This is a genomic window from Nocardia callitridis (genome assembly GCF_039543305.1).
Classification (GTDB): Bacteria; Actinomycetota; Actinomycetes; order Mycobacteriales; family Mycobacteriaceae; genus Nocardia; species Nocardia callitridis.
Genome location: NZ_BAABJM010000002.1, coordinates 1,049,297 through 1,075,009 on the forward strand (window position 1 = coordinate 1,049,297; position 25,713 = coordinate 1,075,009).

Sequence of the window (25,713 nt, forward strand, 5' to 3'; positions counted from 1 at the left end):
ATCTCGTCGAGCTGTTTCACGGTATGTCCGGGGAAGAAGTCGAAGCAAAGACCAAAAATCAGCGGACGGTAGAGGAAATGCCTATACCGACGTCCCCATTCGATCGCCGCATGACCGTGCGCCGCGCACACCACCGGGTCACGGTGCCCGGCGAAGCCCCGCCGCACTGTGCGCTGCGATATTCGACGTATGCGTTCGTTCGAGGCCCGGAGTTTCACCGCCGATCGCCCGTGGGGCGCCCTCGACATCACCGAAATGGACACCGCCACGGTCCGTCCGCACTGGACCGACCACCCTTATGTCCGGCACGTCAACGACGGACCCGAGGTCTTCGTCGTGCTCGACGGCGCGGTCGATGTGCACTACCGCGAGCACGGCGAACAACGAGTAGAACGCCTCGTCCCCGGGCGTATCCGCTATGCGGAGGTGGGCGACGAGCACGTCGCCTACCCGGGTGCTCGAGGCGCGAATTCTAGTCATCGAACACCGAACACCGAACGCCTGAGACTCGGCTCGACGCGCGAGGACCGAGAACATCACTGCGGTGACGGCGTATCCCGTCCGACGATCGCTCGCGGCGCGATCGGCTCGTGGCAATGGCTGCACGCCAAGTACGGAACCGTGTCGTGATCGCATTCAGTATGCAGGAGAATAACCGGCGGTTCGCTCATCAGGTGAGCGTCACCCCAGCTCAACAGCGCGAGAATGACCGGGAGCAGATCCCGGCCCGCGGTCGTCAGATGATATTCGTAGCGCGGCGGTCGATCGCTGTAGCGGCGTTGTTCGACGATTCCGTGCTCGCGGAGCAGGCCGAGTCGGTCACTGAGGATGTTCTTCGCGATCCCGAGTTCGGTGCGCAGCTCGTCGAACCGATGCAGTCCCTTGAACGCGAACAGGGAACGCACGATCATCAACGTCCACCGGTCGCCGACGATCTCGACGGTCCGAGCGATCGAGCAATTCATCGTGGCCAAGCTCGTCTCACGCATTCGACCGGCTACCTCCGTTCCTCTCGTCTGTGATCTTGCCCGAGTCACACACTTCCAGTAGGTTTTGAATTGCAACCCACTCTACCGTTGCCGAACCTCGGCGATCCCGCCCGAGCCCGAACAATCCGATGTCACCGCGAAAGGACCACCCGTGCCCACCCCCCTTTGGCTGGACGACATCCACGTCGGAGACCGCTTCCGCACCGACACCTACGACCTCACCGCCGAAGCGATCATCGCCTTCGCCACCGACTGGGACCCCCAGCCCTTCCATCTCGGCGAGGACACCGCCCGCGACACCTTCTTCCAAGGACTCGCCGCCAGCGGCTGGCAGACCGCCGCCATCACCATGCGCCTGCTGGTCACCACCGGTTTCCCCCTGGCCACCGGCATCATCGGCGCCGCCATCGACCTCACCTGGCCCACCCCCACCCGCCCCGGCGACCAACTGCACGTCGAACTGGAAGTCACCGACGTGCGCGAATCCAAGTCCACCCCCGGCCGCGGCTTCATCACCACGAAATACGACACGGTGAACCAACACGGCGACGTCCGCCAACACACCACCGGACGACTGCTGGCCTTCACGAAGCCGCAGTGAGCTCCCCGAGTAGACCACTGAACACGGCACTCGCCCAACACATCTTGTCTGTGTGTGAGGGGAACACAGGGCCTACTCTTTAGCACGCGGCCGGACGCTGTCGTGCCCTAACCCTGACCATCCCCGCATGCGCGGGGAGCGCTGGATCATCGTCTCCACAGTGCGCCGCTGGATCGGCCCACCCCCGCGTGCGCGGGGAGCACCCATCACAGCTTGGTCAACCTTCGATCACGTGCGGCCCACCCCTGCGTGCGCGGGGAGCACTCGGTGACGGGCCGGTCGGGTGCGTCGGTGTGCGGCCCACCCCTGCGTGCGCGGGGAGCACACGGTGGAGCACCGTGTCGCCAGCGCGGACGGCGGCCCACCCCTGCGTGCGCGGGGAGCACGGGATCTTCCGCTCGCCCTTCTCCGCTAACTTCGGCCCACCCCTGCGTGCGCGGGGAGCACTAGTGGGCGCGGATACTGTTGCCACACAGCATGGGCCCACCCCTGCGTGCGCGGGGAGCACTCCAGACCGAATCGGTCAAGCTGGGCAACGACAGGCCCACCCCTGCGTGCGCGGGGAGCACCTCCGTGTTCTGCGGACGCGGAGCACCGACCCGGGCCCACCCCTGCGTGCGCGGGGCGCACAACCCCAACGCCCGCAACGCCGATAGGCCACGCGGCCCACCCCTGCGTGCGCGGGGCGCACACTTCTTGACCAGCACGTTTACAGCACAGATCAGCGTTTTACCTTCGGTTTGTTTCGACCCCCATTCAAGAAATCATAATGCCGGGAATCCATGACGGTGCGACGCGCATCGAGCTGACCCGGAGCGAGCGTGGTTGCGGCAATGCGTTTTCGGTCAATGCCCGCTGGCGTCGACTGACGAGTGCGCGGCCCCGAAGACGGCCCGAGCCGACTAAGTACGTGCTGCCGCCGCGACATCCTCCGGCGCGGAGGCGATTACCGCGTCGAGTGCCGTGCGCGAAGTGCGCATGTCTTCGATGGCGGCGGTGAGGCGGTCGCGTTCGTTGCGTAGGTCCGCGATCAGGTCGGGGCAGGTGGGGATGAGTCGGTCACCGTCGTCGCGCAGGCACGGGAGGATTGTGGCGATGGTTGCGGTGTTCAGGCCCGCGGCGAGCAGGGTGCGGATGCGGCGGACGACGGCGATGTCCGTGTCGGTGTATTCGCGGTAGCCGCTGGGGCGGCGGTCGGGGTGCAGCAGGCCCTGTTGTTCGTAGTAGCGCAGCAGTCGCTCGTGCACGCCGGTGCGGCGGGACAACTCGCCGATACGCATGGACCGTCCGGACTTTGACTCTGACATCAATGTCAGAGTTTACCGTAGCGGGCATGAGCCGAGCACACAGAGGAGACCGCTGATGGAGACCGGAATCTTCACCGCGGTCACCGACGAAACCATGGGCCCCGCCGAACTGGCGCAGGAGATCGAGACGCGCGGATTCGAATCGCTGTTCGTGCCGGAGCACACCCACATTCCCGCGACCGTCCGCACGCCGAATCCGGGTGGCGGTGCGATCCCGCACGACTACTACCGGGCCTTCGACCCGTTCATCACGTTGGCGGTGGCCGCGGGAGCCACCCGGCGCCTGCGCCTCGGCACGGCGGTCACGCTCCTCGTGCAACGCGATCCCATCCTCACCGCCAAGGAGATCGCGAGTCTGGATGTCGCCTCGGGCGGACGCGTCGAGGTCGGGTTCGGCGTCGGTTGGCTGCGCGAGGAAATGCGCAATCACGGCACCGACCCGCGCACCCGCGTAGCACTGCAACGCGAACGGATCCTCGCCATGCAGGCGATCTGGTCGCAGGATCGCGCCGAATTCCATGGCCGATTCACCGATTTCGACCCCCTGTATTCCTGGCCGAAACCGGAGCAACTCCCACACCCCCCGATCTGGCTGGGCGGCTGGGGCGCCTCCACGCACGAACGCATCCTCGACCATGCCGACGGCTGGCTGGCACCGGTCGGCATACCCTTCGACGAACTCGAGCGCGGCTTCACCGAGCTACAGAACTTGGCCCACCGCCATGACCGCGCCCCGATTCCCACCATCGCCACCGTCTTCGACCCCCAACCCGGAGACCTGAACCGCCTGGCGGACATCGGAATTCACCGCGCCCTGCTCGGCATAGTCCCGGTCCAGCCCCGCGACCGCACACTCCACCTGCTGGATCATCTCGCAGAACTGGCAGGCGCAGTGCGATGACGACCCGAATTCGCCGCGTCCAGCAGCAAGCGCAGAGATCGGAGGGGCAGAACCCCACCCGTAGTCGTGGCCCGTTACGTCGATCATCGACCCCGAGGTGGTCACGCGTCAGTCGTATCCGGCCCCTTACGCCGATCACCGACCCCCGAGGTGGTCACCCGTTGGCCGTATCCAGCCCTTCGCGCCGATAGCCTGCTCCGGGGTGGTCACCCGGCAGCAGCGGCCCGGCGCCGGTCAATCGCTCACGGAGCGTGGCGGTTTCGGTGTTCGACGGTACTCGACCGCGACGGCGCAGTTCCGGCACGACCAGTCGTGCGAAGTCCTCGAAGGTGCCCGGCGTGGTCACGTAAGCCAGGTTGAATCCGTCGATATCGGCTTCGTCGACCCACCGTTCCAATTCGTCGGCGATCTCGGTGGGCGAACCGGTCACCACCGGGCCACGGCCACCGATTCCGATGTCGGCGGCCAACTCTCGTGGCGTCCAGGCGCGGCCACCACCTTCGGAGGTGAACGCGGCCAAGGCCGAGCGGTTCGCGTCGGTCTCGACGTAGCGCAGCGGTTCATCCGGGTCGTATTCGGACAGGTCGACTCCGGTCCAGCCACCGAACAGCGCGAACGCACCTTCGACGCTCACCAACTCCTGATAGGACCGCAGCTTCTCCTGGGCGGCCTCGCTCGTTTCGGCGACCACCGGAGTCAACATCGTGAACACCTTGATAGAGCGCGGATCTCGGCCCGCCGCTTCGGCGGCCTCGCGCAGCGCACGCACCGGCCCGCGCACCACCTCCGGTGACGGTCCGGACACGAACACCGCCTCCGCATGACCTGCCGCGAACCGCACCCCGCGCGGGGATGCGCCGGCTTGAAAAAGCACCGGGGTGCGCTGGGGTGAAGGCTCGCACAGGAACGCGCCGGGCACCGTGAAGTACTTGCCCTTGTGCTCGATATCGTGCACCTTCGCCGGGTCGGTGTACACGCCACGTTCCTGGTCGCGCACCACGGCGTCGGACTCCCACGAACCTTCCCAGAGTTTGTAGCAGACTTCGAGGTACTCCTCGGCGATCTCGTAACGCTGGTCGTGCGGAATCTGCCTGTCCAAGCCGAGATTTCGCGCCGCGCTGTCCAGGTACGAGGTAACGATGTTCCAGGCGACCCGACCTTCGGTGAGATGGTCGAGGGTCGAGATCCTGCGGGCGAACGCATACGGCTGTTCATAGGTGAGCGACACCGTGACACCGAAACCGAGCTTCTCGGTCACCGCGGCCATGGCCGAGATCGCCAAGGTCGGGTCGTTCACCGGGAACTGCGCGGCATCGGCGACGGCCGCGTCCCGGGAGCCGCCGTACACGTCGTAGGTGCCGAGCACGTCGGCGAGGAACAGCGCGTCGAACCCGCCTTCCTCGAGCGTGCGCGCCAATTCGGTCCAGTAGCCGAGTGTGTTGTAGCGGTGACCCTGATCTTCCGGATGACGCCAGAGTCCGGCCGATTGGTGGCCGATACAGGCCATGTCGAAGGCGTTGAGGTAGATCCTGCTCATGGCGTGCCACCGATCTCGTCTCGAAATGTTTCCCTGGCCAGGCGTGCCGCGACGGCGGTCAGCGCCGAGAGCACCGCGAAATACACCACGATCAGCCAGGGACTTCCACCACCGGCGACCAGCAAAGCGGCGGCGATGAGCGGTGCGAACCCACCCGAAAGCACGGCGCCGATCTGGTAGCCGAGCGAGGCGCCGCTGTAGCGGACCCTGGTATCGAACAGTTCACCGAACCACGCGGCCTGCGGTCCATACATCGCGTCGTGCATGACATTCACGCCGAAAACAATCGAAAGCACCACGGCCACTTCTGATCCCGCTTCGGCCGCGAAGAAGAACAGGGCCAGCGCGACCAGGCCACCCAGCGCACCGAAGACATACGGTGGTCGGCGGCCGACGCGGTCGGACAGCCACGCCCACAACGGAGTACTCACCAACCCGATGGCCGAGGCGATCAACACGGCGACCAGTCCGACTTGACTGTCCTTGCCGAACTTGTCTTGCAGATACGTCAGCGAATACGTGGTGAGCAGTACGAACAACGCGATCTGCGAGAGCCGTAATCCGGTGGTGAGCACAACGTTTCGCGGCTGGCTGCGCAGCACTTCGACCACCGGCATGCGCGCGATCTCGCCGCGCTCCTTCACCCGCGCGAAGACCTCGGAGTCGTTGAGCCGCAAGCGAATCAGCAGACCAATCGCCACCAGAACCACGCTGAGCAGGAACGGGATCCGCCAGCCGACGTCGAGAAAAGCATCCTCGCCGAACGCCGCTCGCGTCAGGTAGAACACGCCCGTCGCCAGCAGCATCCCCGCAGGTGATCCGAGCTGCGTGAAACTACCGAACACACCGCGCCTGCCCGGCGGCGCGTGTTCCACCGACAACAGTGCCGCACCACCCCATTCCGCACCGACGGCCAATCCCTGCAACAACCGCAAGGTGGCGAGCAACGCGGGCGCGAGCAGCCCGACCTGAGAGTAGGTAGGCAGCAGCCCTATGGCCGCGGTGGCGACGCCCATCAGCAGTAACGCGCCGACGAGCACCGTTTTACGGCCGAGCCGGTCGCCCAGATGTCCGGCCACGATCGCCCCGATCGGTCGGGCGCCGAAGCCCGCCGCATAGGTGGCGAACGAGGCCAGGGTGCCCGCGGTGGAGGAGATATTCGGGAAGAACAGCGGTTTGAACACCAGCGCGGTGGCCGTGGCATACAGGTAGAAGTCGTACCACTCGATGGTCGTCCCGATCATGCTGCCCAGCACCACGGAACGTCGACTCGTTCGGGGTGCGTCACCCGCGTTGGTGACGGGCGGATCGGTGATAGTCACCGCGGTCAATATAGAGACCGACCAGAACGCCGAGGAGGGTTCGCATCGGGCAGATTACAAACCTGGTGACGCTGTGCCGCCATACTCGCGGACCCGCATCTCCGAGTTCAGGAAGCTCGCATACAGAAGGGGTGCCCGGCGGGACTCGCATAAACTCCAGACCCCGTGGCGGACAACGCCTTATCACCCAACGGCCGTAGTCGCCGGGCACCCGCCTCCACCGCCAGCCGATCGGCTGCGGCGAGGTCGTCGACGGACAGGTCGACATGCATTTGCTGCGAGCGCCCGTCCGGCCACTGCGGCGGAACATGTTCGGGTGCCTGCTGGATCACGACCACCGGTGAACCGGCGATCCGCAAGAAATGATGGGTAGGCGTCTTGTGAATGGTGCCGCCGAGTATCCGGTGCCAGAAGAAACTTTCGGACTCGAGGTCGGCGGCATCAACGATTACCGCGCTGAGGGTGATGGTCATGTTCGCCGAGCTCGACCGCAGTCTGCTTGGCCGGTTTGCCTGCCCGGACCGGGGCGGTCGCTCGGGTCCGGAACTCGGTGGGATAAGCGCGTGGCACGCGGGACAGCCTTTCGGTAAGGCTGTCAGTCAGCAACCGGAGTTGGAACCCAACCAGTGGGGCAGGTCACACTGGCACCTTCCCGTGCAGCATCCCCGGTTGTTTCGAGCGAAGCTGTGCGGTTGGTCGTATCGCAGCTCCGCGCAGGGCTTGCCGGGCAGACATCCCATCACTGTTCGGAGCCCGGCACGGTCGGTCTTCGATTCCTCGCGTCGACACGCAAGCGGCAATTTCGATCGTCTGCACACCGGAGACATCGCGCGCGCCGTCAGCACGTATCGAGCGAAATGTCCCCGATCCGTGCCGGATTGTCCTCCGAACCAACAGTTATTCGGGGTGGGTGGTGTCTATGGATTCGTTTTTGATGTCGTTGCCGCTCGCGTTCGCGGCGGTCGTGGATTCGGTTGAGGGCGTGGGTGAGTAGTTCAGCGGCGTGGTGGCGGTGGTTGATTTTTGGGGTTGCGGTGGGATCGATGTGAGCGGGTGCGATCCAGGCGGTGCGGCCGGGGTACTGGGAATGCTGGTCCATGGCCACGGTTTTCCAGCCGCCGGGGCCGTCGTGGATCAAGGCGTGGCAGGCGTCGCAGGCGAGGGTTTCGTTGGTGATGTCGGTGGGGCCGTCTTTGGCGTAGTCGCGGACGTGGTGGGTGGCGCAGAGGCTGGCTGGTGCGTCGCAGCCGGGGCGGGAGCAGCCTCGGAGGGTGGCGATCAAGGCCATGCGTTGTTCACGGGTAGCGAAGCGTTTGGTGAGTCCGAAATGCAGTGGGGCACCGGCGTGATCGAATACCGCGAGGAATGGTCGTGAGGTTTGGGCGAGTTCCAGTGCTTCGCTCATGGGGACGGTACCGCCGGTTGCCGTGGTGGCGACGCCGGCCGCTTTTTCTACATCGGCGACGTTCATCGTGAGGATGGTCGAGACCGGGACACCGCGGTGGGTTCCCCAGTGCTGACCGGTGTTGTCGGGGTGCAGGATGGCCAAGAGGGCGTCGTGGGTGCGTTGGGCTGCGCTGCGTCGGTCTCGGCGTGCGGCGGCTGCCAGTGCGTCGCGGTTGGTGGTCGTGTCGCCGATGACAGTGTTGCCGTTGACGATTCCCGGCGCACCGGGGTCGTCCGGGTTGTTCATTCCCGGCCTGGCGTGTTTCGCGACGAGTGGGTCCAGCAATGCGCGGAGGGTGGGGGTGATTTCTCCGGTGATCGGGGACATGCCGTCGGCGCGCTGGCGGCCGATGGTGATGCCTCGCATGCGTTGACGGTCGTGGTCGTCGGTGAGCGTGCCGTCGGGGTCGAGGTGAGCGCGGATCTCGGCGCCTACCTTCGGAATGTCGTCGGGGATGCTGGTGCGCGCGAAATCGCTGAGGATTTCTTCTGCCGCTTGCCTTTCAGCGATCGGGGTGAGTGCGGGTATACGCTTCATCTCCTGGGCGATCCGACGGGCGTGATCGGCGGAGATCGCACCATCGGCCAGGGCGATTGCGGTGTGCGGCAATTCGGGCTCACGGGGGCTGCCATCGAGAGCATGCCAGCTCCCCAAGGACTTCGCCGCCGCGACGCGTGCGCCAGCCTCGGCGTGAGACAGGCGCAAGGTCTGCATCAGCAGCTTCTTCACCGTTCCGGCACCGGCCTCGTCGGGTATCCCTCGATCGGAGACGTCGATGACAGACGCGACACTGATCGCCGCCACTATCCTTGCCGCGGTTTCGATATCGCACAGTAATTCCAGGGCCTGCTCATTCGACAAACTTGTACGGTCCACGTCGCGCAATGCGGTAATGGCAGCCAGCAATTCGGAACCTGCTCGGCGCGGTGTGTTGAATTGCTCCCCCATGCCGTTATATTACCCTTCGCTATCACTTTGCGCCAGGGAATTCTGTTGTGAATCAGTATGTTTCAGACTTGGATGCATTTCACACAAGAGCAAGCTGGTTCGACGATCGACAGTCACGCACAAAGCGGGCCACTCCCCCAGATCTCGGCACCGGTGTGCATTGAACTGAACCAGTGATCAATTGACCGCCGCACCTGAGGATACGACCGCTGGGCGACGGAGTAGTCCTCGTCGGTATCGGACAACCCAGCCGAGCCCAGACTGCCGCGATCGTCGGCCAGTTTCGCGGCAGCGCAGCGCTACGAGTACCTAGAGGTGTTGCCGAGCAACACAATTGGCTGCCCTCCGAGGGCCAATCCCGCAACCCACGCCACTCGCAGATCGCCTCTCGTAATAGTAAGTTTGCCGGGTGAGTTTCAGATTGGCCGCATACGCCGTTTGCATCGATGATGATCGAGTACTTCTCGCCCGACACATAGACCGGAGCGGTGAGTCCAGCTGGACCCTCCCCGGTGGCGGGGTAGAACACTTGGAGGATCCATTCGACACGGTCACACGGGAACTCGGCGAAGAGGCCGGATACCAGGGGGTTGTAGAGCGACTGCTCGGCGTGGATTCGCGGGGCATTCCGGCCGCGGCTGCGAGAGCCGGATTCGAGCACCAGAACGTGGGGATCTTCTACGAAGTGCGCATCACCGGTGGCGAGCTCCGACCCGAACCCAATGGTGAGACCGCAGAAGCGATCTGGACGCCGCTCGCCGAGGTAGCCGACCTGCGCCGCTCATCACTAGTCGACACCGGCCTCGCTCTCACCCAAACCCGTCCGCCGACCGGGCATGTCGCTCCGGTCGCCGTTGGCGGGCTGATCGTGCACTGACAGCGATGGGATACTGGACGCGAACTCCACTCCAGCCGCCCTGGAACGAGATGCTCGTCGGCCGCGTCGTTGAGAATTGATGTGGGAACGCATCATCGAGTTCGTTACCGAGAGACGCTCACCGATCAAACTCACCGAAAGACCCTGTCGCTCAGATGCTCCCCGGGAATCAAGGCGGCGGCCAGCTATCCGTGAACAGGCAACGAAACACGCGAGGTCGAGGCCATGTCAGTCAATGGCCGGTGATCGGTATGGTCCCGATCACCGTTTCTGGATGCGGTAGCACCGAGACGAGTTCGCGGAGCGTGTCTTCGGGGACAGAGGCGCATGAGTCACTTCCACCAGGGCACTCGGCGAGCCTATTGCAGGACAGGCCCTAGCTAGGCACGTGTTCGGGATGGCATCTCTGTGTGCTCGGTGTGGAACTCGAACATGTTCGCGCTGACCGTATTCTGCGGGAAACGGTCGCGGACGATGCCGATCCGCCGTACACCTTAGGACTCAGCGACAGGACCGCGATCGCCTACGCAACGATCGCGCGGACCCTGGCGCCACGCCCCCAGCGAGCTGCCAGCAGGGCCGTGCGGTCAGCTGCCGGATACAGTGACAGCAGGGGCCTTCCACGTTCCGTCGAGAATGAGGTCGTCAGGCCAATAAGCACGCAGGTAGAGCGTGAATTCTTCCGGGGGCGCCGGTAGCCAGTTGGTGAGCTGCTTCGGATCGCTTGGCCCGGCACCGCCGACAGTCAGGGTCAAAGACCCGTCGCCACCGTAGGTGAGATCTTGGTTCTTGGTGCCCAGCGAGAAGCGGTCGAGCTCGTTGGGGTGGAAGAAATGGTGCTTGTTGTAGACCGTCAGCGACCAGAAACCCCGGACCGGTGGGAGTTCGCCGGTCGGGAAGTGCACGGTGTAGGTGCGGGCCCCGTGCAGGCGTTGGCCGGTGTCGTCGAGATCCTGGTAGTAGTAGGCGGTTTCGTTCGCAGTGTTGACGAAGATGTTCGATTTGGCGATCGCGGTGCGCGAGAGATAGTCGGTGCCGAACGCGGCGCCGTTGCGCTGAGTGGTCCAGTGGCGGCCAACGGGCAGGCCGATATTGCGGAACTCGAACAGTTCGCTCACCACGTCGTTGGCCTCGATCGCCGTCTGCCGCAGTACGTCCGCGAGGGTTTCATCGTGCTCGGCTGCGGTCAGCACCGCGCGAAACCACGAGTACAGCGCTTCCTCGCCGGGGCGGGCAGGAACCTCGTCAAGCACCTCGGCCAGGGCGGGAAAGAATTTCTCGGGGTCGACCCACTGCGTTTCTTCCTGGTTCCCGGTCGCTTCGCCGCCGCCGTAGGACGGTGCCTGTGACCAGTCGACCACCTCGAAGTGACCGTCGAACTCCGACAGCGGGTACATGCCGATCCGGTCCACCAGCGCCGCGATCGCCGCACGATCCTGCGGGGTGTCGTCGAGAAAGACCCGCGGGATCACCACACCGCAGCGCGTGTCGAACCGGAACACTCCGGTGATTTCCTCGGGCACCGAGCCATCCCCGGATTCGGGGGCAAGCAGATAGAACCCAGGCGCGGTCCCATACATTTTGCCCAGCCGGACGAAGGAATCGGTGCGCTGATCGACCACCTGATACACCCAGAACCGGTCACCGAAATCGGGCACCTGCACCACAGACGGCCCACGCTCGGCGTCCAGGACACCGAAACCATAGACCACATCCTGGTTCGGGCACGCCACGATGCGTTCCTCAGGACGGACATAGTCCCGCAACATCCCGACCGTGCCGGGAGGACCGGCGGGCACGATCCCGGCCAGCAACCCAGGCGCCGGAAGCTGCTCCATGAACGCCCTCCGGTTGTGCAGATTCATCAACGGCCAACCCCACAGATACGCCACCCGACCCACCGCTCGTGCGTACTCCGCCGTCATCTGCTGGTCCCCGAGATCACTGGCACCGGCCACGGCTCACCCCTCTCCACAAAGCGTTCGCTGGCCTCTTACGGACCGACCGTAGAACGAGAACCGCCCGGCGCGGCTCACCCACACCGGGTGAACGACAGCTGGAGTCCCCTGCAAAACCCTGCACACAACCACGACCATTCGCCAGTGAACCCGCGCGACTCGGGCGAGCAAGATATGCAAAAACTCGGGGGGATCATCCCCGCACGCGCGGGGAGCACGGGTCACCTGCATGATTAGGCATTACAGTTCCCGGATCATCCCCGCACGCGCGGGGAGCACACCTGGCCGCGGTGCGGTATGTAGTTCGTGTTGGGATCATCCCCGCACGCGCGGGGAGCACAGGTTGTCGGCGCGGAGGTCAGCGGCGATGCTGGGATCATCCCCGCACGCGCGGGGAGCACCTCGAGCTGTCCAACCGGACCGCGCTCGGCGCCGGATCATCCCCGCACGCGCGGGGAGCACACCGGGCGCACGATCACCCTGGACCTGACCACCGGATCATCCCCGCACGCGCGGGGAGCACGACGGCCGCAATGGCAGTCGGATCACGAACTTCGGATCATCCCCGCACGCGCGGGGAGCACCGCAACGCCCGCAGCGGCGCTCGGTGCGAATGCGGATCATCCCCGCACGCGCGGGGAGCACTCGTACAGGGCGTCCCCGAGTTCGGCTCGCGCCGGATCATCCCCGCACGCGCGGGGAGCACGCCCACGGGGAGTTTGAGCCGTCCTCGGCGCGCGGATCATCCCCGCACGCGCGGGGAGCACCGGGCGGTACTCGACCGGGTAGGCCGTGATGCCGGATCATCCCCGCACGCGCGGGGAGCACACCGGGCGCACGATCACCCTGGACCTGACCACCGGATCATCCCCGCACGCGCGGGGAGCACGACGGCCGCAATGGCAGTCGGATCACGAACTTCGGATCATCCCCGCACGCGCGGGGAGCACGGGGGTGGCGGTGCCGGTGGGTCGGCGGGTGGAGGACCATCCCCGCACGCGCGGGGAGCACACCGCGACGGCGACATCGAGCCAGTTCGTGGAGGGACCATCCCCGCACGCGCGGGGAGCACCGTGCCCGCGCCCGATACCCAGTGACTTTCCCGGGACCATCCCCGCACGCGCGGGGAGCACACTTCTTGACCTGCGTGTTTGCAGCGCAGATTGCCGTTTTACAATCGGTTTGTTTCGGTCGACCGGGCGTGAAGGCTCAGGATTGCTTCGGTTTGAACTTTCGTCGGGTTTGGCGGCGGCGCCAGACTGTGTCGGACTGGTGTTCGGCGTTGGTCGAGGAGCGGGTCGTCGCGGTGGTGGGGGCTTGGGCTGACGGTATGTAGTCGAGGGCAGTTCGGCGGCGCATGAGGACGAGGCCGTCATGGTCTACCGGGGTCCAGTCGTGGCCGTGGACCTGGAAGGCGAGGCGTTGTTCGTTGCGTGCGGCGTAGACCATCAGGGCTCTGCCTTCGGCTACGAACTCGATGATGCGTTCCCACATCAGTTCTCGGATTCGTGGCGAGATATTACCGACGAACACACCCGGACTGATCTCGAGCAACCATCGTGTGAGGTGACCACGCAATCCGGGCGGCACGGCGGTCAGTACGACAATCGTCAAAATTCGTCTCCGTGCCCGGCGCCATACCCCACTCCGCCTGCCACGACACCTGTGCGGCCGTCCCAGAGTGAGAGGACGTCGAATTCGATCTCGTCGAAATCCGCGGTGTCCACTTCGCTTTCATCGCGCAGTAGGCGTTGGATATCGCGCGCGCAGCGCGACAGCAGTTTCCCGTCGTACACGGCGTCCCGAACGCGACGCCGTGCGACGGCACCGATGTCCTCGGTTTCTTCGACAGCGATATCGAAGGCGAGCGGAATACTGATCTCGGCCTTGTACAGGTCGGCGATGTCGTAGACGAACGACCGATGCTGGCCGGTGTGCACGAAACCGAGTGCTGGTGAGCAACCGAGCGCAACGATAACCGAGTGCACAATTCCGTACAGTGCGGAATTGGCTGCCGAGAGTGCTTGGTTCACGGGCTCACCGGATTCCCAATCGTCGACATCGTATTCACGGCGCTTCCATTCGACTCCGGTGCGCTCGGACTGCTCGCGATACACCGCACGCACTCGAGCGCCCTCCCGGCCGCGCAACTGCTGCATGAGTAGTCCTGACACGTCTTCGCCGGGAAACCGCATGGCGTACATCGCCCGCGCGACCCGCAGCCGCGATCGCGCATTGCTCACGGCTTCGGCTTGCGCCTCCAGCAGCCGCGACGACCGTGACAACGCGACACCGTGCGCGTAATAGCGGACGCCGCGCTCCCCCACCCACACAACACTCGACCCACTGTCGGACATCAATGAAATCGCCTGGTGGGTAACGGTTGTCCCCGGTCCGAGCATGAGCACACCCACAGACGCGGCGGGGATGTGGACCGTGCCGCGCTCGTCGGTGGCGGTGATCGCGTTGCTGTCCCGGTTCACCACGCACCGGTCCAGGTACAGGAACGAGACGCGATCGGAGATGCGAACGAGTTCTTTGGATTCCGATACGCGGCGACCGATCGTGCTCATTTCGAGTCGGTTACGTGGGCGAGAGTGAGCAACCCACAACCGTAGGATTTGGCACGGCCGAGACCGAAGGAGAGCGTATTACGCAGTGCGGCAGCGTCGGTCACTTCGAGGACACCTTCGAATGTCGCGGTGGACAAGGTCACGCGCCCACCGTCTCGGTGGAATCGCCGCACTCCCCTGTCGATGACGGCGAGTTCGAATTCTTCGTCGGTCGCGTCCTTTCCGCTTCGGGGCAGAATCCGAAACCCGTTGCGTTCGGCTCGGTCGAGCAACCATTTCTCCTGCTGACGCACGGTGACATGGCCTAGTGGTTTGGTGTCGGTCCACCCTTCGCGGCGCCCGGAACGCACCGGGTTGGCGGTCAGTCGGAATTGCCACCGCTGGCCGGGTGCGAGTCGTTGCAACAGCAGGTCGTAGGGCTTCGTGTCCCAGGTCTCGGTGGTCGGCCAACCCGCCTGCTCGACGATGTGGGTGAGATCGGGCTTGTCCGGGCTCGCGATGAACAGCACCACACGTGCCGACCCGTAGTTGTCGATGCGCCACAGAATTCGCCCCTCCTCGGTTGCCGTGGCGTCCGGAAAACCGCTGCACACCGCCGCGTGCAGCGCCTGCGGTGAGGACAGCAGCAGTCGTGCACCGCGACGACGAGGATTGATCGGCATTCGCGTCAGGAACATCTCAGCCCTCCACTGCCGGCATGGGGTCGTGCTCGACGGCAGCCGTTTCGGTGCCGAGCGGGTTGTCCACCTCGACGCTGCCTCTGGTGATCGCCCGCCATTCGTATTGCCGCCGATTGGGATCGAAACTCAACGGTGTGTCCCGAATCGTTTCGGTGACCGGCTCGTCGCTGCCGGCGTCCCGGATAGTCGCCAGGCGAACGGTTTTCGCGTGGGTGCGCCGCTGGGTGCGAGGACTCGCGAGCCACGGTCGCACAGCCAACGCGGTATCGAGGTCTTCCTCGAACACGCCCAGAGCTATCGGACCCGCCGGCGGGCAGGAGCGTCGACCGAGGTAGAGCGGGAACCGCGGGCTGCGAAGGGCGGCATCGATAGCGGCGAGGAGACTGTCCTCACCCTCGAGCAGCGCGAGATACACCGCATCGGACATGTAGTACCGATACGACAGCGGCAACGAACTCCAACTGAGGGAGCCGTCGCGTTCGCGTTTGCGCCGCTGCGCGGTATGGAAATCGCGTACGAGTTGGCCCGGCTGGTCGATGCGCACACCGAACCGCAAGCCGAGCAAGGTTTCCAAGGGGTCGCTGCGCCGAAGACCCTGTGCCGCCGCGACGAGTCCGATGATCCCGCTTTTGGTCGGCGCGGTCTCGGTGTCGCGGCGCACGAATCTACTTCCCGCACCCCATGATTGCAGTGGTCCTGCTAATCGCAGGGCGACAACACTCACGGACGTGCTCCGAGTCTTTCGTCGACCAGCGCGCCTACCAGCGAAACCAGCTGGTCGAATGCGACGTTCGTGCCGAGATCGTCGAGCCCCGAGGTGTCGGACCCGACTCGGGTCACCCAGCTCGCGACCGGAGTTTCACCGTAAGCGCGTTCGATCTCGCGTGCCTCGTCGCGCAGCGCGTCGACCGCACGCTTCACCCGGCCACCGGTATTCGCTTCTCGCACTGGGGTTTCGAATGCTCCGACCAGATTGATCGGTTGGCTGTCGCGCACGAGCACGAGCACGCCCTCTGGCAGGGTTCGGTTGGCGAAGGTGTTCTGCTTGCCGGTCGGCATCGACCGTGCGAACGCGGCGACGAACGCTTCCACGGCCTTACGTGTCGCCGCCGTGTCACCGAGGTTGTCCTGCAACCGATTCACGTCGACAGTCGCGTACCGGTACAGGGTGGATGAGTTGAATTCGACGGTGCCGATCATGCCCGCACCGGTTTCGTTCTCGCCGATGCGGTCGTCGACGGCAGTGAAGTAGTCGAATTCGGTTTCCACCGGGTGCACGCTGATGGCGTGCGCGACTTGCACAGCCGCGTCGACGTTCAGGTCGGCTTGGTCGGCGACCATCCGGCCGAACAGAGCGATGTCCACCGAGTGGTCGCGGTCGGCGAGTTCCTTGACCTTGGCTTCGCGCAACGCCTTTGGCACGTCGTCGGCGTCGGCCACGGCTACCGCGGCTTCGGCGAGCGCCTCGATCTGGTGCTTGCTGAAGAACACCAGGTACCCGGCCTCCTCCGTCGCGTCCTTCTTCGGGGCCTTGACGGTGATGCCGACCTCTTTCAGCACCTGCGACGCCAGCGTGAGCGATCGCTCTGCCAAATGCTCCGCTTTGTTGGTGATCTCAGCGGCAAGCAGTTCCACCACCCTGCGGGTGCGCACACCCAGGTCGGAGCCGTTCAAATGCCCTTCGAAGGCCACTCGTGTAGCGCGTTTCCATGCCTGACTCGACACCCTCGCGCGCCGCACACCACCGTAGATAGCCGTTTTAGGGCTGCCGGTGTCGTCGCGGTTGAGGTTGCTCGGTGGGACGGTCTGCAGGATGTGGAGTTCGATCAGAGTTCTCATCAGATTCCCTGTTCTTCGGTGGGTTCGATCGAGGCGGATTCGGGGTTCTTGGTGATGCGATAGAAGTCACGGCCCCAAGCCAGGCGCACTCGCTGCGCGCGTCCGGGGGTCAGCAGCGCGGAAAGGTCGTCGGCGAATCGCGCGTAGTCGAATCCTTTTTTGGCCGCACGTAATTGGGTGATCAAGCCGCGAATGTGTACCAGCACTTCATCGATCGACTGCGCCGTGGCCACCGCCATGAATCGAACGGCCACGGCGTCGGCGCTACGGCCTTCCTGCTGCGCGAGGATTCCGACCGCCCTGCCGAAGGACGTATCAGCTACGTGCGCACGCACCGACAACGATTGCTGGTGGGCGGCGAACAGCGTCAACGCCGCATGCGCTGCCTGCTCGGGGATGCTCGGCTCCCCGTCGTCGAACTCGTCCAGCGCGTGCAGTGACTTCGGCACTGCGGCAATCGTGAGATCCCAGATCTCCGGGACGCTTCCCGCGGGCTTGCCGAGACCTCGGCGTAGCTTCGCCAGCTCGGCGCGCGCCGAGGACGAACCGCGTAGGTATTCCTCTTGCATACGGTTCAGTCGCCAATCCAGCGCCGCACCGAGCGTGCCCAAGCGGCGGTAGGGCTTTGATTGCTGCTCGGTCGTCTGCTCCGCTGTGGTCATGCCACCTCTTTCTTTGCTGTCTCGGGCTCGGCCGGGACGTGTGCGAGCGGGAGTGCCTTGCGCAGTGCGGCGGCGAGCCACAATTCGGCGCGAGAAACGTTCATGAGGTGACCGCGAACCTCCCGACCGACCCAGGCCGAAGGCGGTGCCGCCGAAACCGATTGCGCGGTCACCGGATAGGTAGCCGCGCGGACGCGCCTCTGCCATTCGGTGCGTGCCACGTCGAGGTCGGTATCGGGGGTGAGCGCGGCAAGCCATTCGCGATATGGCGCGTCCAATGCCGCGTACAGGCCTTGCCTGGCCGTATCTCCCGCACCGGATTTCGGTGCCGCCCCCGCCGCCTGGGCGATGTTCTCGGCGAAGCTCCAGATGGCGAAGGCGGCCTGCTCGGCGTCGACTACGGCGTTCGTCGCGGTCTGAGCCGCGGCGGGGCGGTCGGTGCGCAGCAGGGTCACCGACATGGGCAGGAGGTCGTGGACGATCTCATCGAAGGTCGCACTTTGCGAACCGTATTCGACACCCATGATTCGGATTCGAGGCGTATACCGCTGTGGCAGTATCTCTTTCGCTGTCAGATCACCGATCCATTGGAGCACACCGGGCACAAGACGCGGTTGCGGATCGCTGCCTCGGGCGTTGCCGCGCCCCGCTGTCGCCGGGAGCATCGCGCCGATACCTCGCCACACCGATCGGTCAGGGTCGTGCAGCAGCGGCATGTACACCACCTGCTTGAATTTCTTCGACTGCGGTTCGCTGTAGCGCCACGCGGTGTGCGGGTCCATGTCGTGACGATTCTGCGGTTGGATCTTGTCACCGTTGGCCAGCACTACACCGGTGACGCCGTCGCGATCGCCGACCAATCGAATCCGACGTGTCTGCCAGGTGTACAGGTCGATGGCACCACGTGGGGGACGTTCTTCCCACCGTGCGGTGTCCCCACCTCGTTCCCACGGCGGGAGATCGTCGGTGCCGCCGAGGCGGACATAGGGGTTGTCCTCGTAGGCAACAAGATTCAGCAGCACGGTTTCGCGGATATTCCCGCCCTGCGGGAGCACTCCACCGATCTGTCCCGACCATCCCGTGCCGATCGGGTATCCCTTGCCGCTCTTCACCGACGGATCGCCCACAGCGCCCGATTTGATGCCTGATGGATCGAACGCGTGCGTATGAACCAACCAGCGCGCCGCCTCGGCCGCATCGATCCGACGCAGATTCGACGCCGACCGCGTCGTGAACAGCGGCCGCCCGTTCGGCACATCCGCGACGAGCTTGCTCAATGGCGACACCTCGTCCTTCGCTGTGCGCAGTTCAGGCACCTGGAAAAACGGACGTTCGGCGTCGAAGAGGTCGAATCGCTGCCGCATCGGCTCGACATAGGCGCGCACCTCGTCTACGGGCAGTGCGCCGGAATTCCACAGCCGTTCCCACTCGTCCACGTCGGCAGGACCGTCTAAGGCTCGATGCAGAATCGCCAGCAATAACCGCGTGATCGCGAAGGCCTGCGTCGCGACTTCACCGCCGATCGTCGTCAGATCTTCTGCGCTGTCGAATAATTCGAGGATCGAGACCTCCGTCTCACGCCCGTCGGCGCCGAGCGTGATGATCCAGGGGTCGTCGAGAAGGTTGAAACCGCGGTCGTCGTTCACGGATTGCTCGATTCTGTTGTCGAGGATGAGTCGCGCTGTACTTCCAGACCGGTTTTCGGGTCGTAACGAACGGCGCGGCCGGCGATCTCGCCGTTGCCGTTTTCGTCGATGACCAGGACGGGTAGGCGATAGATCAATGGCGAGAACTCCCACACCTCGGGGGTCACGGCCCAGAGAGCCGCCTCGGCGGATTCGTTGCTGAATTCCAGTGGCAGGCGCAGCGAGCAGGATGCGACGATCTTGGCGATGTCGTCAGTCGGTGTCGCGTCACGTGGGACAGGGCGAGCAGCCTCGCCACCGGAAAGCCAACCGGGAGTGAACCATTCACCGGATGTCGTTTCTACGACGACGATCACTTCCAAGCTCGGCGCGCCGTCACGGACCTGCCCCTGCCCTTGTGCTTGGTCATCAGCCTCACCGACACTCGCCGAGACCCACCCGATAATCGGATTTCCGTTCTTAGCAGGCTCTCTCAGCTGGAATTTCTCGGCGTTCGCGGTTCGTTTCGCCGAACTGCCGAGCCACTTCTGCCACGCGAGCAGCATCTGTTCCTGCCACGACTCCGGACCGATCGCGGCACTGGAATACGCATCCTGAACCAGGGGCGCGATGTCATCGGGCAGGTCGATGGTGTCACCCAGGTGCGGCAGTAAGACTGCGGCGGCGCGCAGCAACGCATGCTCGCCATACACGTACCGGCTGGCCGAAGCTTCCAGTTCGGGGAGATCGCCGAGCGCTATTCCAGAGATAAACGCCTGTGCGGCACGAAGTTTCCGAGGGCGTTCGCGGCCACCATGTCGATGCAGCCGCCCCATCCTTTGCAGCACGAGGTCGATGGGCGCCAGATCCGTGACGAGCAAATCGAAGTCGACGTCGAGCGATTGTTCGACTACCTGCGAGGCGACCACGATCTGACGCCTCGGCCGACGCGCACGCCCCGGTGGGCCGAAACGCTCGAGCAGTTCACCATCCTTGCGCATGCGGTCGACCGAGAGGAAACGCGAGTGCGCGACCGTGACTTCGCCGGGAAAGTGGCGCTCGAGCTCTGCGGCTGTGTCGAGCACCCTGCGCACCGTATTGCGCACGATCAGTGCGCATCCACCATCCGACAACGCATCACGCAGCAGTTCAACGAGACGGTCGTGGTCGTTGTCCACTTCTCCGCCGAGCACATCGACGCGCACAGTGGTGCCGCGCCCTGACGGTTCGACCACCCGACTGTGCACCGCCGTGCCGGAACACCACGACAGAATCGGATAGCCCGTGACCTCGGCGATTTCCGTGTCGATCGTACGGTCGACGCCGCGCCGGTACGCGTGGAGGAGTTCGCGACGGCGGTCGGACGGCAGCGTCGCCGACAGCGCGATCACCGGCACGCGGTACGCGCCGAGCCACGTAAGCACCCGCAGGAGGTAGGAATTCATGAACACGTCGTAGGCGTGCACCTCGTCCAGCAGCACCACCTTTCCCGCCAACGCGAGGTGACGCAACATCAGGTGGCGCGACTTCAAGCCGGCGAACAGCAACTGGTCGATGGTGCCCACCGAGAAGTTCGCGAGCTGAGCCTTTTTGCGCCCCGCCAGCCAGGAGTGCGCGACCACACTATGGCGGGCATGCCTGCGGCCTTTGTGCTCGTGCGGCACGGTTTCGTCGCACCCGATTTCCGCTGACCGGAAATGACCGTCGCGAACCAGACCTTGAAACAGCTTGTTGAATCGAGCTTTTCCGTGCCCGAGAGTAATCGCGCCATCCACCTGCTGCCCTTCGGAGCCCATGGCGTCGATCCAGTCCACCACACGGTCGAACATCGCGTCGCTGGTCGCCTGTGTGGGCAAGGCGACCATCAATCCGCCTGAACCCCAACGGTGTGCGAAGATCTCCGCAGCCGCCAACGCGGCTTCGGTTTTCCCCTCACCCATCGGCGCCTCGACGACCAGCAACCCCGGATCATCCATCGCTCGTGCGACCTCGCAAGCGGCCACCTGAACCGGGCGCGGCTTCGCACCTTCTGGCAACGAGAACCGCATCGCGAAAAGCTCATTGATCTCACTCGGCGGCTCGGACGGCGCCCAGGGGCGCGGCAATGCGAGTTCCCGCAGCACTCGGCGAGAACGTCGTGGGTCGACCACGACCTCGGGCAGGCCGGCCGGGTGAAACGGAAGCATCGCCTCGTTGCTGGCTATCCAGTCGGACATGATGACGATCGCGGTGGCCAGCACTTGGAATCGCTGCGAGAGCCTCAGCTCACGCCATTGCTCCAGCCTTTCAGCAGCACCCGTGCGTACTGCCATGCGGTGCAGCAGTTCTCGCTGCACCCGCAGCCACGCGCCGGTGCCGAACAACGCCGGATAGCTCTCCGGTAGCAAGCTGTCGTCCGCATCGGGTGGCGCTCCGTGATGGCCACCGAGCACCACACCCCACGCCGCCGCCCACCGCCGCGACCACCCCTGCTCAACCAACCACCGAATCAGGAGATGGTGTCCAGCAACCGTGTGGTGCGCCTCTTGTCGCTCGAGCAGTTCCCGCCGATTGGTCGGCATATACAGCCCGTGCTCACGCATCCGCTGCGCGAGTCCCTCGTTCTGAATGGCGAATGCGGGGGTCGCCTTGCCGAGGTCGTGCACCCCCGCCAGAAACCGCACAGCACAACGCGCCGACTCCACGTCGCTGAACTCTTGCTCGAACAGTCGAACCACGCTCGGCGCCAACCATTCATCGAACAAGAACCCCGCGATATCAGCCGAATCATCCATGTGCTGCCACAACGGAAGCCACCCGCCACCCTCATTCGGCGACTTGGCCCACACCGCTCTCGACGCCCCACACAACTCCACGTTTCCCCGTCGAATACTCAGCGCCCGCAGGCGATCCCAAGCACATCCGAGCCCCCCGACAGGCGCTGGTGCTTTACCCAGCAATAATGATCACAAAACCCCAGCTTGGCAACGATTTACGAACAATCACGAGCGACTTCTTTTATAGCGACTGCCCCAGAACACTCGGGCCTCAGCGGACGACTCGATGAAGGACGCAGACCGTGCGAAGAAACATCGGTCCCCCGCGGCGACGGCAGCCCATAGCGGCGCCAGCGACCCAGCCGCAGATCCCGTGCAGGCACCGACGATATACCAAGCCGGTAGCGCACCGAAGATGACCGTGATCGCTGCTGACACCGTGAGGATGATCAACGCCCTCGGGGAGAGAAGCGTCTCGCCCCCGGGAGCCCTGAAAGCCTGTGCGGCCCAGCTTGTTATGGGAGGATCATCCCCGCGTGCGGGGAGCACCTCCCGCACTGGCTGCGACACCTCAGCGCACCGGGATCATCCCCGCGTGCGCGGGGAGCACACGAGCAGACGGACGACCTCGGTCGTTTCGCGTGGATCATCCCCGCGTGCGCGGGGAGCACGGGGTGGTCGCACAAGAGATCTCGGTGATGACCGGATCATCCCCGCGTGCGCGGGGAGCACCACTCGCACTCCGAATGGATCGCACATGCGTGTGGATCATCCCCGCGTGCGCGGGGAGCACAGCGCGAGACGCGCGGAGTCGAGCGCTTCTTGCGGATCATCCCCGCGTGCGCGGGGAGCACTCCGGTTCGGTGACTCGCTGCGACTCCACCTTCGGATCATCCCCGCGTGCGCGGGGAGCACCGGCTGGTAGATCGCGATGTCCGATGCGGTTGCGGATCATCCCCGCGTGCGCGGGGAGCACCTGCTCGTTGGTGCGCCGTCGCTGGCGCCGCTGGGATCATCCCCGCGTGCGCGGGGAGCACACTTCTTGACCTGGTTGTTTAGAGCCGGAACCACCATTTCTCATTCGGTTTGTTTCGACCCCCTTCTCATTGGGCCGATCACGAATTCGGCGTCTACACCGTAGCGGATAGCTACGGCCGCAGGTCCCCGGAACGCGCTTCGACAATGTGCCGAGCACCTGAAACCGGCGCGCCGAAGCTTGCCGCGTAGGTGGCGAAGGACGCGAGAGCGCCTGCGGTGGACGAAATATTCGGGAAGAACAGCGGTTTGAACTACAACGCGGTGGCGGTGGCATCAAGGGAGAAGTCGTACCACTCGATGGTTGTCCCGACCATGCTGCCCAGCAACACGATTCGCCTGCTCGTTCGTAGTGCCTCGTCCAGAGTCGAGACGGGCGGATCGACGATAGTCACCGTGGAAGCTATCGCGGCCCGGTTCCGTCGCGAACCGGGAGTTCTCATCGGCCTGATCGCAACATTATCGACCGGGCTTCGTCGCGACATACTCTGCTCGCGCAAGTATTCGCGGACTTCCCGCGCCGTTCGGCGGCGGGCGCGCATCGGACGACCGCTTCGTCAGTCCGAGCCGTACAGAGGGTCGATCCAGTACTGGGTATCACGCCCATAGTGCGGCGTCGAATACGCTCGCTCCCATTGCGCGCCAGGAGCCATGAGCTCAGACCACGGCGCGACCTCGACGTAGATCACCCGCATCGAGTTCAACGACCCGGCATGCAGAGCCGGTCCGTCCGTCGTCACGGCGTTCGAGGCAACGGCGACCTCGAAATTTCGCTCCAGCGCCGCACGAACGGTGGCCTCCACGCACACGTTGGTTTGCACTCCGCACACGATCAGCCGCTCCGCACCGAGATCGCGCAAAACCGGTTCGAGTTCGGTGTAGGCGAAGAAACTATGCCTGGTCTTTTCCAAGACAAGGTCACCCGGAGCGGGGGCGACCGCATCCATGATCTGGGCGCGCCACTGTTTGTCCGCTCGCGACAACACCGGCACCCGGTCCGCGCGACTGGCACGATGCCGAGCTGATCTCGGTGTCTGCACGCGCGCCGGAACCTGCCGTGAATAGATCACCTGAACCTCACGCGCCCGCGCCGCACCGATCAACGAATGACACTCCGCCACAACCTCTTCCAGCCGCCACAGCGGCGGCCACCCGTAGGCGTCCCGAACATCCTGAACCAGATACGAGTTCTGCATATCCATGACGAGCAAAACCAACGACCCCACGCGCACCCCTCCAATACCGAAACACGCCCTACCCCACCCGCCCAGTATGAGCCGACCCCCCACCCCTCGCGCCACAATCGGGCAGGCCCGAACGGCTCACCAAGATCACCAGGGCCTGGTGGCGGCATCGGCCCGTAGGAACGCCGAGGTGTCCTGATGATCTTGGTTTCATTGGAAATGTATGGCTGCCGGAAGCATGCGGGACCGGGTTGACTGAGAGTTTTGATGCGCGGTTGCCTGGTCGGGATCATCCCCGCACGCACGGGGAGCACCTCCAGCGCGCCCGGCTGCCCGCGAAGCAGAGGGGATCATCCCCGCGCGCACGGGGAGCACGCTGGACGGGCGCACTGCACGCCCCCATCAAAGGATCGTCCCCGCGCACGGGGAGCACCCGAGGCGCCCGCCCCGCGCTACATCGCCGTCAGGATCATCCCCGCGCGTACGGGGAGCACGACCAGATGCAGGTCACTGTCACCCCGAGCAGCGGATCATCCCCGCGCGCACGGGGAGCACATCCGGCACCGGTATCGCCGGGCAGTCCGTCACGGATCATCCCCGCACGCGCGGGGAGCACATCGTGGTGGCTTTGCACTGGTGGCAGGACGGCGGATCATCCCCGCACGCGCGGGGAGCACATGCCGTCGCCGCCTTCGATCGCGGCGCGATGCGGATCATCCCCGCACGCGCGGGGAGCACATGTTGTCATCGTTGTAGGTGATGTCACCCGACGGATCATCCCCGCACGCGCGGGGAGCACGTCCGACGGGACACGCTCACGCAGCGCCAGCACGGATCATCCCCGCACGCGCGGGGAGCACAGCCACCTCCCGAAATACCTCCATCTCCTGCGCGGATCATCCCCGCACGCGCGGGGAGCACGTTCCCAAGTGCATCGTGCGAGTCCCGGTGTATGGATCATCCCCGCACGCGCGGGGAGCACATTCCTGAGGCAACTCCGGGTCACACTCCAGGCGGATCATCCCCGCACGCGCGGGGAGCACCCAACGCAGCAGATCAGCGGTGGTCGACCACAGGGATCATCCCCGCACGCGCGGGGAGCACTTGAGTTGCCGCCACTTCTCCATCGCGATGCCCGGATCATCCCCGCACGCGCGGGGAGCACACGAATCCAGCTCGGCGCCGATCTTGGTGGTCGGGATCATCCCCGCACGCGCGGGGAGCACGTTACGAACTTCTTAACATAGGCGATTGCTCGGGGATCATCCCCGCACGCGCGGGGAGCACCGCAGGGCGTCGCCGATGGCCTCCTTGATCGCGGGATCATCCCCGCACGCGCGGGGAGCACAACCGCGTTGTCACGCCCGGCCCGTAGATGAGCGGATCATCCCCGCACGCGCGGGGAGCACGTCTCCTCATGGCGGGTCGGGTCATTGCTGGTCGGATCATCCCCGCACGCGCGGGGAGCACCA

20 protein-coding genes, 1 pseudogene and 3 CRISPR repeat arrays (1 of these 24 running past the window's edge) are annotated in these 25,713 nt (G+C 65.0%); of the genes and pseudogenes, 4 read left to right on the forward strand and 17 right to left on the reverse strand.

The features are described 5' to 3' along the window. Positions 1–189: 189 nt before the first annotated feature. A complete protein-coding gene (locus ABEA50_RS13575) occupies positions 190–630 on the forward strand; it encodes a hypothetical protein (protein WP_345495685.1) in 441 nt (146 codons plus the stop codon). Here ABEA50_RS13575 and ABEA50_RS13580 read toward each other — a convergent pair. After that, on the reverse strand, positions 537–989 hold the full coding sequence (locus ABEA50_RS13580) for a winged helix-turn-helix transcriptional regulator (protein ID WP_345495686.1): 453 nt from the start codon (positions 987–989) through the stop codon (positions 537–539). The genes ABEA50_RS13575 and ABEA50_RS13580 overlap by 94 nt on opposite strands. Before the next feature lie 151 nt (positions 990–1,140). Here ABEA50_RS13580 and ABEA50_RS13585 point away from each other — a divergent pair, with 151 nt between their 5' ends. Beyond that, positions 1,141–1,590, forward strand: coding sequence for a MaoC family dehydratase (locus ABEA50_RS13585; RefSeq protein ID WP_345495687.1), 450 nt, complete (start codon positions 1,141–1,143; stop codon positions 1,588–1,590). A 902-nt stretch (positions 1,591–2,492) separates the two neighbouring features. Here the strand turns inward: ABEA50_RS13585 and ABEA50_RS13590 are convergent. After that, on the reverse strand, positions 2,493–2,897 hold the full coding sequence (locus tag ABEA50_RS13590) for a MerR family transcriptional regulator (protein ID WP_345495688.1): 405 nt from the start codon (positions 2,895–2,897) through the stop codon (positions 2,493–2,495). 55 nt (positions 2,898–2,952) lie between these two features. Between ABEA50_RS13590 and ABEA50_RS13595 the strand changes: the two genes are divergently transcribed. Continuing rightward, a complete protein-coding gene (locus ABEA50_RS13595) occupies positions 2,953–3,798 on the forward strand; it encodes an LLM class F420-dependent oxidoreductase (RefSeq protein ID WP_345495689.1) in 846 nt (281 codons plus the stop codon). 154 nt (positions 3,799–3,952) lie between these two features. Here the strand turns inward: ABEA50_RS13595 and ABEA50_RS13600 are convergent, their stop codons facing one another. The 4 genes from ABEA50_RS13600 to ABEA50_RS13615 form a co-directional block, all read right to left on the reverse strand. Next, positions 3,953–5,335: an LLM class flavin-dependent oxidoreductase gene (locus ABEA50_RS13600; RefSeq protein ID WP_345495690.1), complete on the reverse strand. Its 1,383-nt coding sequence runs from the start codon at positions 5,333–5,335 to the stop codon at positions 3,953–3,955. After that, the gene (locus tag ABEA50_RS13605) at positions 5,332–6,579 is read right to left on the reverse strand and encodes an MFS transporter (protein ID WP_345496551.1); all 1,248 of its coding nucleotides are present in this window, start codon (positions 6,577–6,579) and stop codon (positions 5,332–5,334) included. Before ABEA50_RS13605 ends, ABEA50_RS13600 begins: the two co-directional genes overlap by 4 nt. Before the next feature lie 185 nt (positions 6,580–6,764). Next, positions 6,765–7,130, reverse strand: a complete 366-nt coding sequence (locus ABEA50_RS13610) for a VOC family protein (RefSeq protein ID WP_425577604.1) — start codon at positions 7,128–7,130, stop codon at positions 6,765–6,767. Between the two features lie 365 nt (positions 7,131–7,495). After that, positions 7,496–9,052 carry an HNH endonuclease signature motif containing protein gene (locus ABEA50_RS13615; protein ID WP_345495691.1) on the reverse strand — a complete coding sequence of 519 codons (1,557 nt, stop codon included), beginning with the start codon at positions 9,050–9,052 and terminating at the stop codon, positions 7,496–7,498. A gap of 409 nt (positions 9,053–9,461) precedes the next feature. Here ABEA50_RS13615 and ABEA50_RS13620 point away from each other — a divergent pair, with 409 nt between their 5' ends. Continuing rightward, positions 9,462–9,929 (forward strand): NUDIX hydrolase, encoded by a 468-nt coding sequence (locus ABEA50_RS13620; protein ID WP_345495692.1) that lies wholly within the window; start codon positions 9,462–9,464, stop codon positions 9,927–9,929. A gap of 587 nt (positions 9,930–10,516) precedes the next feature. On the opposite strand, the gene ABEA50_RS13625 is transcribed toward ABEA50_RS13620, so the two are convergent. From ABEA50_RS13625 to ABEA50_RS13675, 11 genes and pseudogenes are all read right to left on the reverse strand, one after another. Continuing rightward, the gene (locus tag ABEA50_RS13625; protein ID WP_345495694.1) at positions 10,517–11,887 is read right to left on the reverse strand and encodes a DUF1214 domain-containing protein; all 1,371 of its coding nucleotides are present in this window, start codon (positions 11,885–11,887) and stop codon (positions 10,517–10,519) included. A gap of 190 nt (positions 11,888–12,077) precedes the next feature. Beyond that, positions 12,078–13,020: direct repeats of the CRISPR family, unit length 28 nt; unit sequence GGATCATCCCCGCACGCGCGGGGAGCAC. Positions 13,021–13,096: 76 nt separating this feature from the next. After that, the gene (cas2e, locus tag ABEA50_RS13630; RefSeq protein ID WP_345495695.1) at positions 13,097–13,501 is read right to left on the reverse strand and encodes a type I-E CRISPR-associated endoribonuclease Cas2e; all 405 of its coding nucleotides are present in this window, start codon (positions 13,499–13,501) and stop codon (positions 13,097–13,099) included. Beyond that, positions 13,498–14,460, reverse strand: coding sequence for a type I-E CRISPR-associated endonuclease Cas1e (cas1e, locus tag ABEA50_RS13635; protein WP_345495696.1), 963 nt, complete (start codon positions 14,458–14,460; stop codon positions 13,498–13,500). The genes cas2e and cas1e overlap by 4 nt, the downstream gene beginning before the upstream one ends. Then, positions 14,457–15,137 carry a type I-E CRISPR-associated protein Cas6/Cse3/CasE gene (gene cas6e / locus ABEA50_RS13640; protein ID WP_345495697.1) on the reverse strand — a complete coding sequence of 227 codons (681 nt, stop codon included), beginning with the start codon at positions 15,135–15,137 and terminating at the stop codon, positions 14,457–14,459. Before cas6e ends, cas1e begins: the two co-directional genes overlap by 4 nt. Before the next feature lies 1 nt (position 15,138). Further along, positions 15,139–15,864 (reverse strand): type I-E CRISPR-associated protein Cas5/CasD, encoded by a 726-nt coding sequence (gene cas5e / locus ABEA50_RS13645; protein WP_345495698.1) that lies wholly within the window; start codon positions 15,862–15,864, stop codon positions 15,139–15,141. Next, positions 15,861–16,979, reverse strand: a complete 1,119-nt coding sequence (gene cas7e, locus ABEA50_RS13650) for a type I-E CRISPR-associated protein Cas7/Cse4/CasC (protein WP_345495699.1) — start codon at positions 16,977–16,979, stop codon at positions 15,861–15,863. The genes cas5e and cas7e overlap by 4 nt, the downstream gene beginning before the upstream one ends. Further along, entirely contained in the window at positions 16,979–17,641 is a 663-nt protein-coding gene (gene casB / locus ABEA50_RS13655) for a type I-E CRISPR-associated protein Cse2/CasB (RefSeq protein ID WP_345495700.1), read from the reverse strand. Before casB ends, cas7e begins: the two co-directional genes overlap by 1 nt. Continuing rightward, entirely contained in the window at positions 17,638–19,287 is a 1,650-nt protein-coding gene (gene casA, locus ABEA50_RS13660; protein ID WP_345495702.1) for a type I-E CRISPR-associated protein Cse1/CasA, read from the reverse strand. The genes casB and casA overlap by 4 nt, the downstream gene beginning before the upstream one ends. Further along, positions 19,284–22,121, reverse strand: a complete 2,838-nt coding sequence (gene cas3 / locus ABEA50_RS13665; RefSeq protein ID WP_345495703.1) for a CRISPR-associated helicase Cas3' — start codon at positions 22,119–22,121, stop codon at positions 19,284–19,286. The genes casA and cas3 overlap by 4 nt, the downstream gene beginning before the upstream one ends. A 483-nt stretch (positions 22,122–22,604) precedes the next feature. Further along, a CRISPR array of direct repeats spans positions 22,605–23,059; the repeat unit is 28 nt; unit sequence GGATCATCCCCGCGTGCGCGGGGAGCAC. A 123-nt stretch (positions 23,060–23,182) separates the two neighbouring features. Then, a pseudogene (locus tag ABEA50_RS13670) lies at positions 23,183–23,374 on the reverse strand (MFS transporter); the annotation flags it as partial. Positions 23,375–23,614: 240 nt separating this feature from the next. Beyond that, positions 23,615–24,283: a cysteine hydrolase family protein gene (locus ABEA50_RS13675; RefSeq protein WP_345495704.1), complete on the reverse strand. Its 669-nt coding sequence runs from the start codon at positions 24,281–24,283 to the stop codon at positions 23,615–23,617. 424 nt (positions 24,284–24,707) lie between these two features. Beyond that, positions 24,708–25,713: direct repeats of the CRISPR family, unit length 28 nt; unit sequence GGATCATCCCCGCACGCGCGGGGAGCAC (it continues 59 nt past the right edge of the window).

Bases quoted from the DNA above. Each gene is read 5' to 3' on its own strand.
- cas6e (WP_345495697.1), bottom strand. From the start codon at position 15,137: ATGTTCCTGACGCGAATGCCGATCAATCCTCGTCGTCGCGGTGCACGA.
- cas7e (WP_345495699.1), bottom strand. From the start codon at position 16,979: ATGAGAACTCTGATCGAACTCCACATCCTGCAGACCGTCCCACCGAGC.
- ABEA50_RS13595 (WP_345495689.1), top strand. From the start codon at position 2,953: ATGGAGACCGGAATCTTCACCGCGGTCACCGACGAAACCATGGGCCCC.
- ABEA50_RS13605 (WP_345496551.1), bottom strand. From the start codon at position 6,579: ATGATCGGGACGACCATCGAGTGGTACGACTTCTACCTGTATGCCACG.
- ABEA50_RS13600 (WP_345495690.1), bottom strand. From the start codon at position 5,335: ATGAGCAGGATCTACCTCAACGCCTTCGACATGGCCTGTATCGGCCAC.
- ABEA50_RS13575 (WP_345495685.1), top strand. From the start codon at position 190: ATGCGTTCGTTCGAGGCCCGGAGTTTCACCGCCGATCGCCCGTGGGGC.
- ABEA50_RS13580 (WP_345495686.1), bottom strand. From the start codon at position 989: ATGCGTGAGACGAGCTTGGCCACGATGAATTGCTCGATCGCTCGGACC.
- casB (WP_345495700.1), bottom strand. From the start codon at position 17,641: ATGACCACAGCGGAGCAGACGACCGAGCAGCAATCAAAGCCCTACCGC.
- ABEA50_RS13615 (WP_345495691.1), bottom strand. From the start codon at position 9,052: ATGGGGGAGCAATTCAACACACCGCGCCGAGCAGGTTCCGAATTGCTG.
- ABEA50_RS13590 (WP_345495688.1), bottom strand. From the start codon at position 2,897: ATGTCAGAGTCAAAGTCCGGACGGTCCATGCGTATCGGCGAGTTGTCC.
- ABEA50_RS13610 (WP_425577604.1), bottom strand. From the start codon at position 7,130: ATGACCATCACCCTCAGCGCGGTAATCGTTGATGCCGCCGACCTCGAG.
- cas1e (WP_345495696.1), bottom strand. From the start codon at position 14,460: ATGAGCACGATCGGTCGCCGCGTATCGGAATCCAAAGAACTCGTTCGC.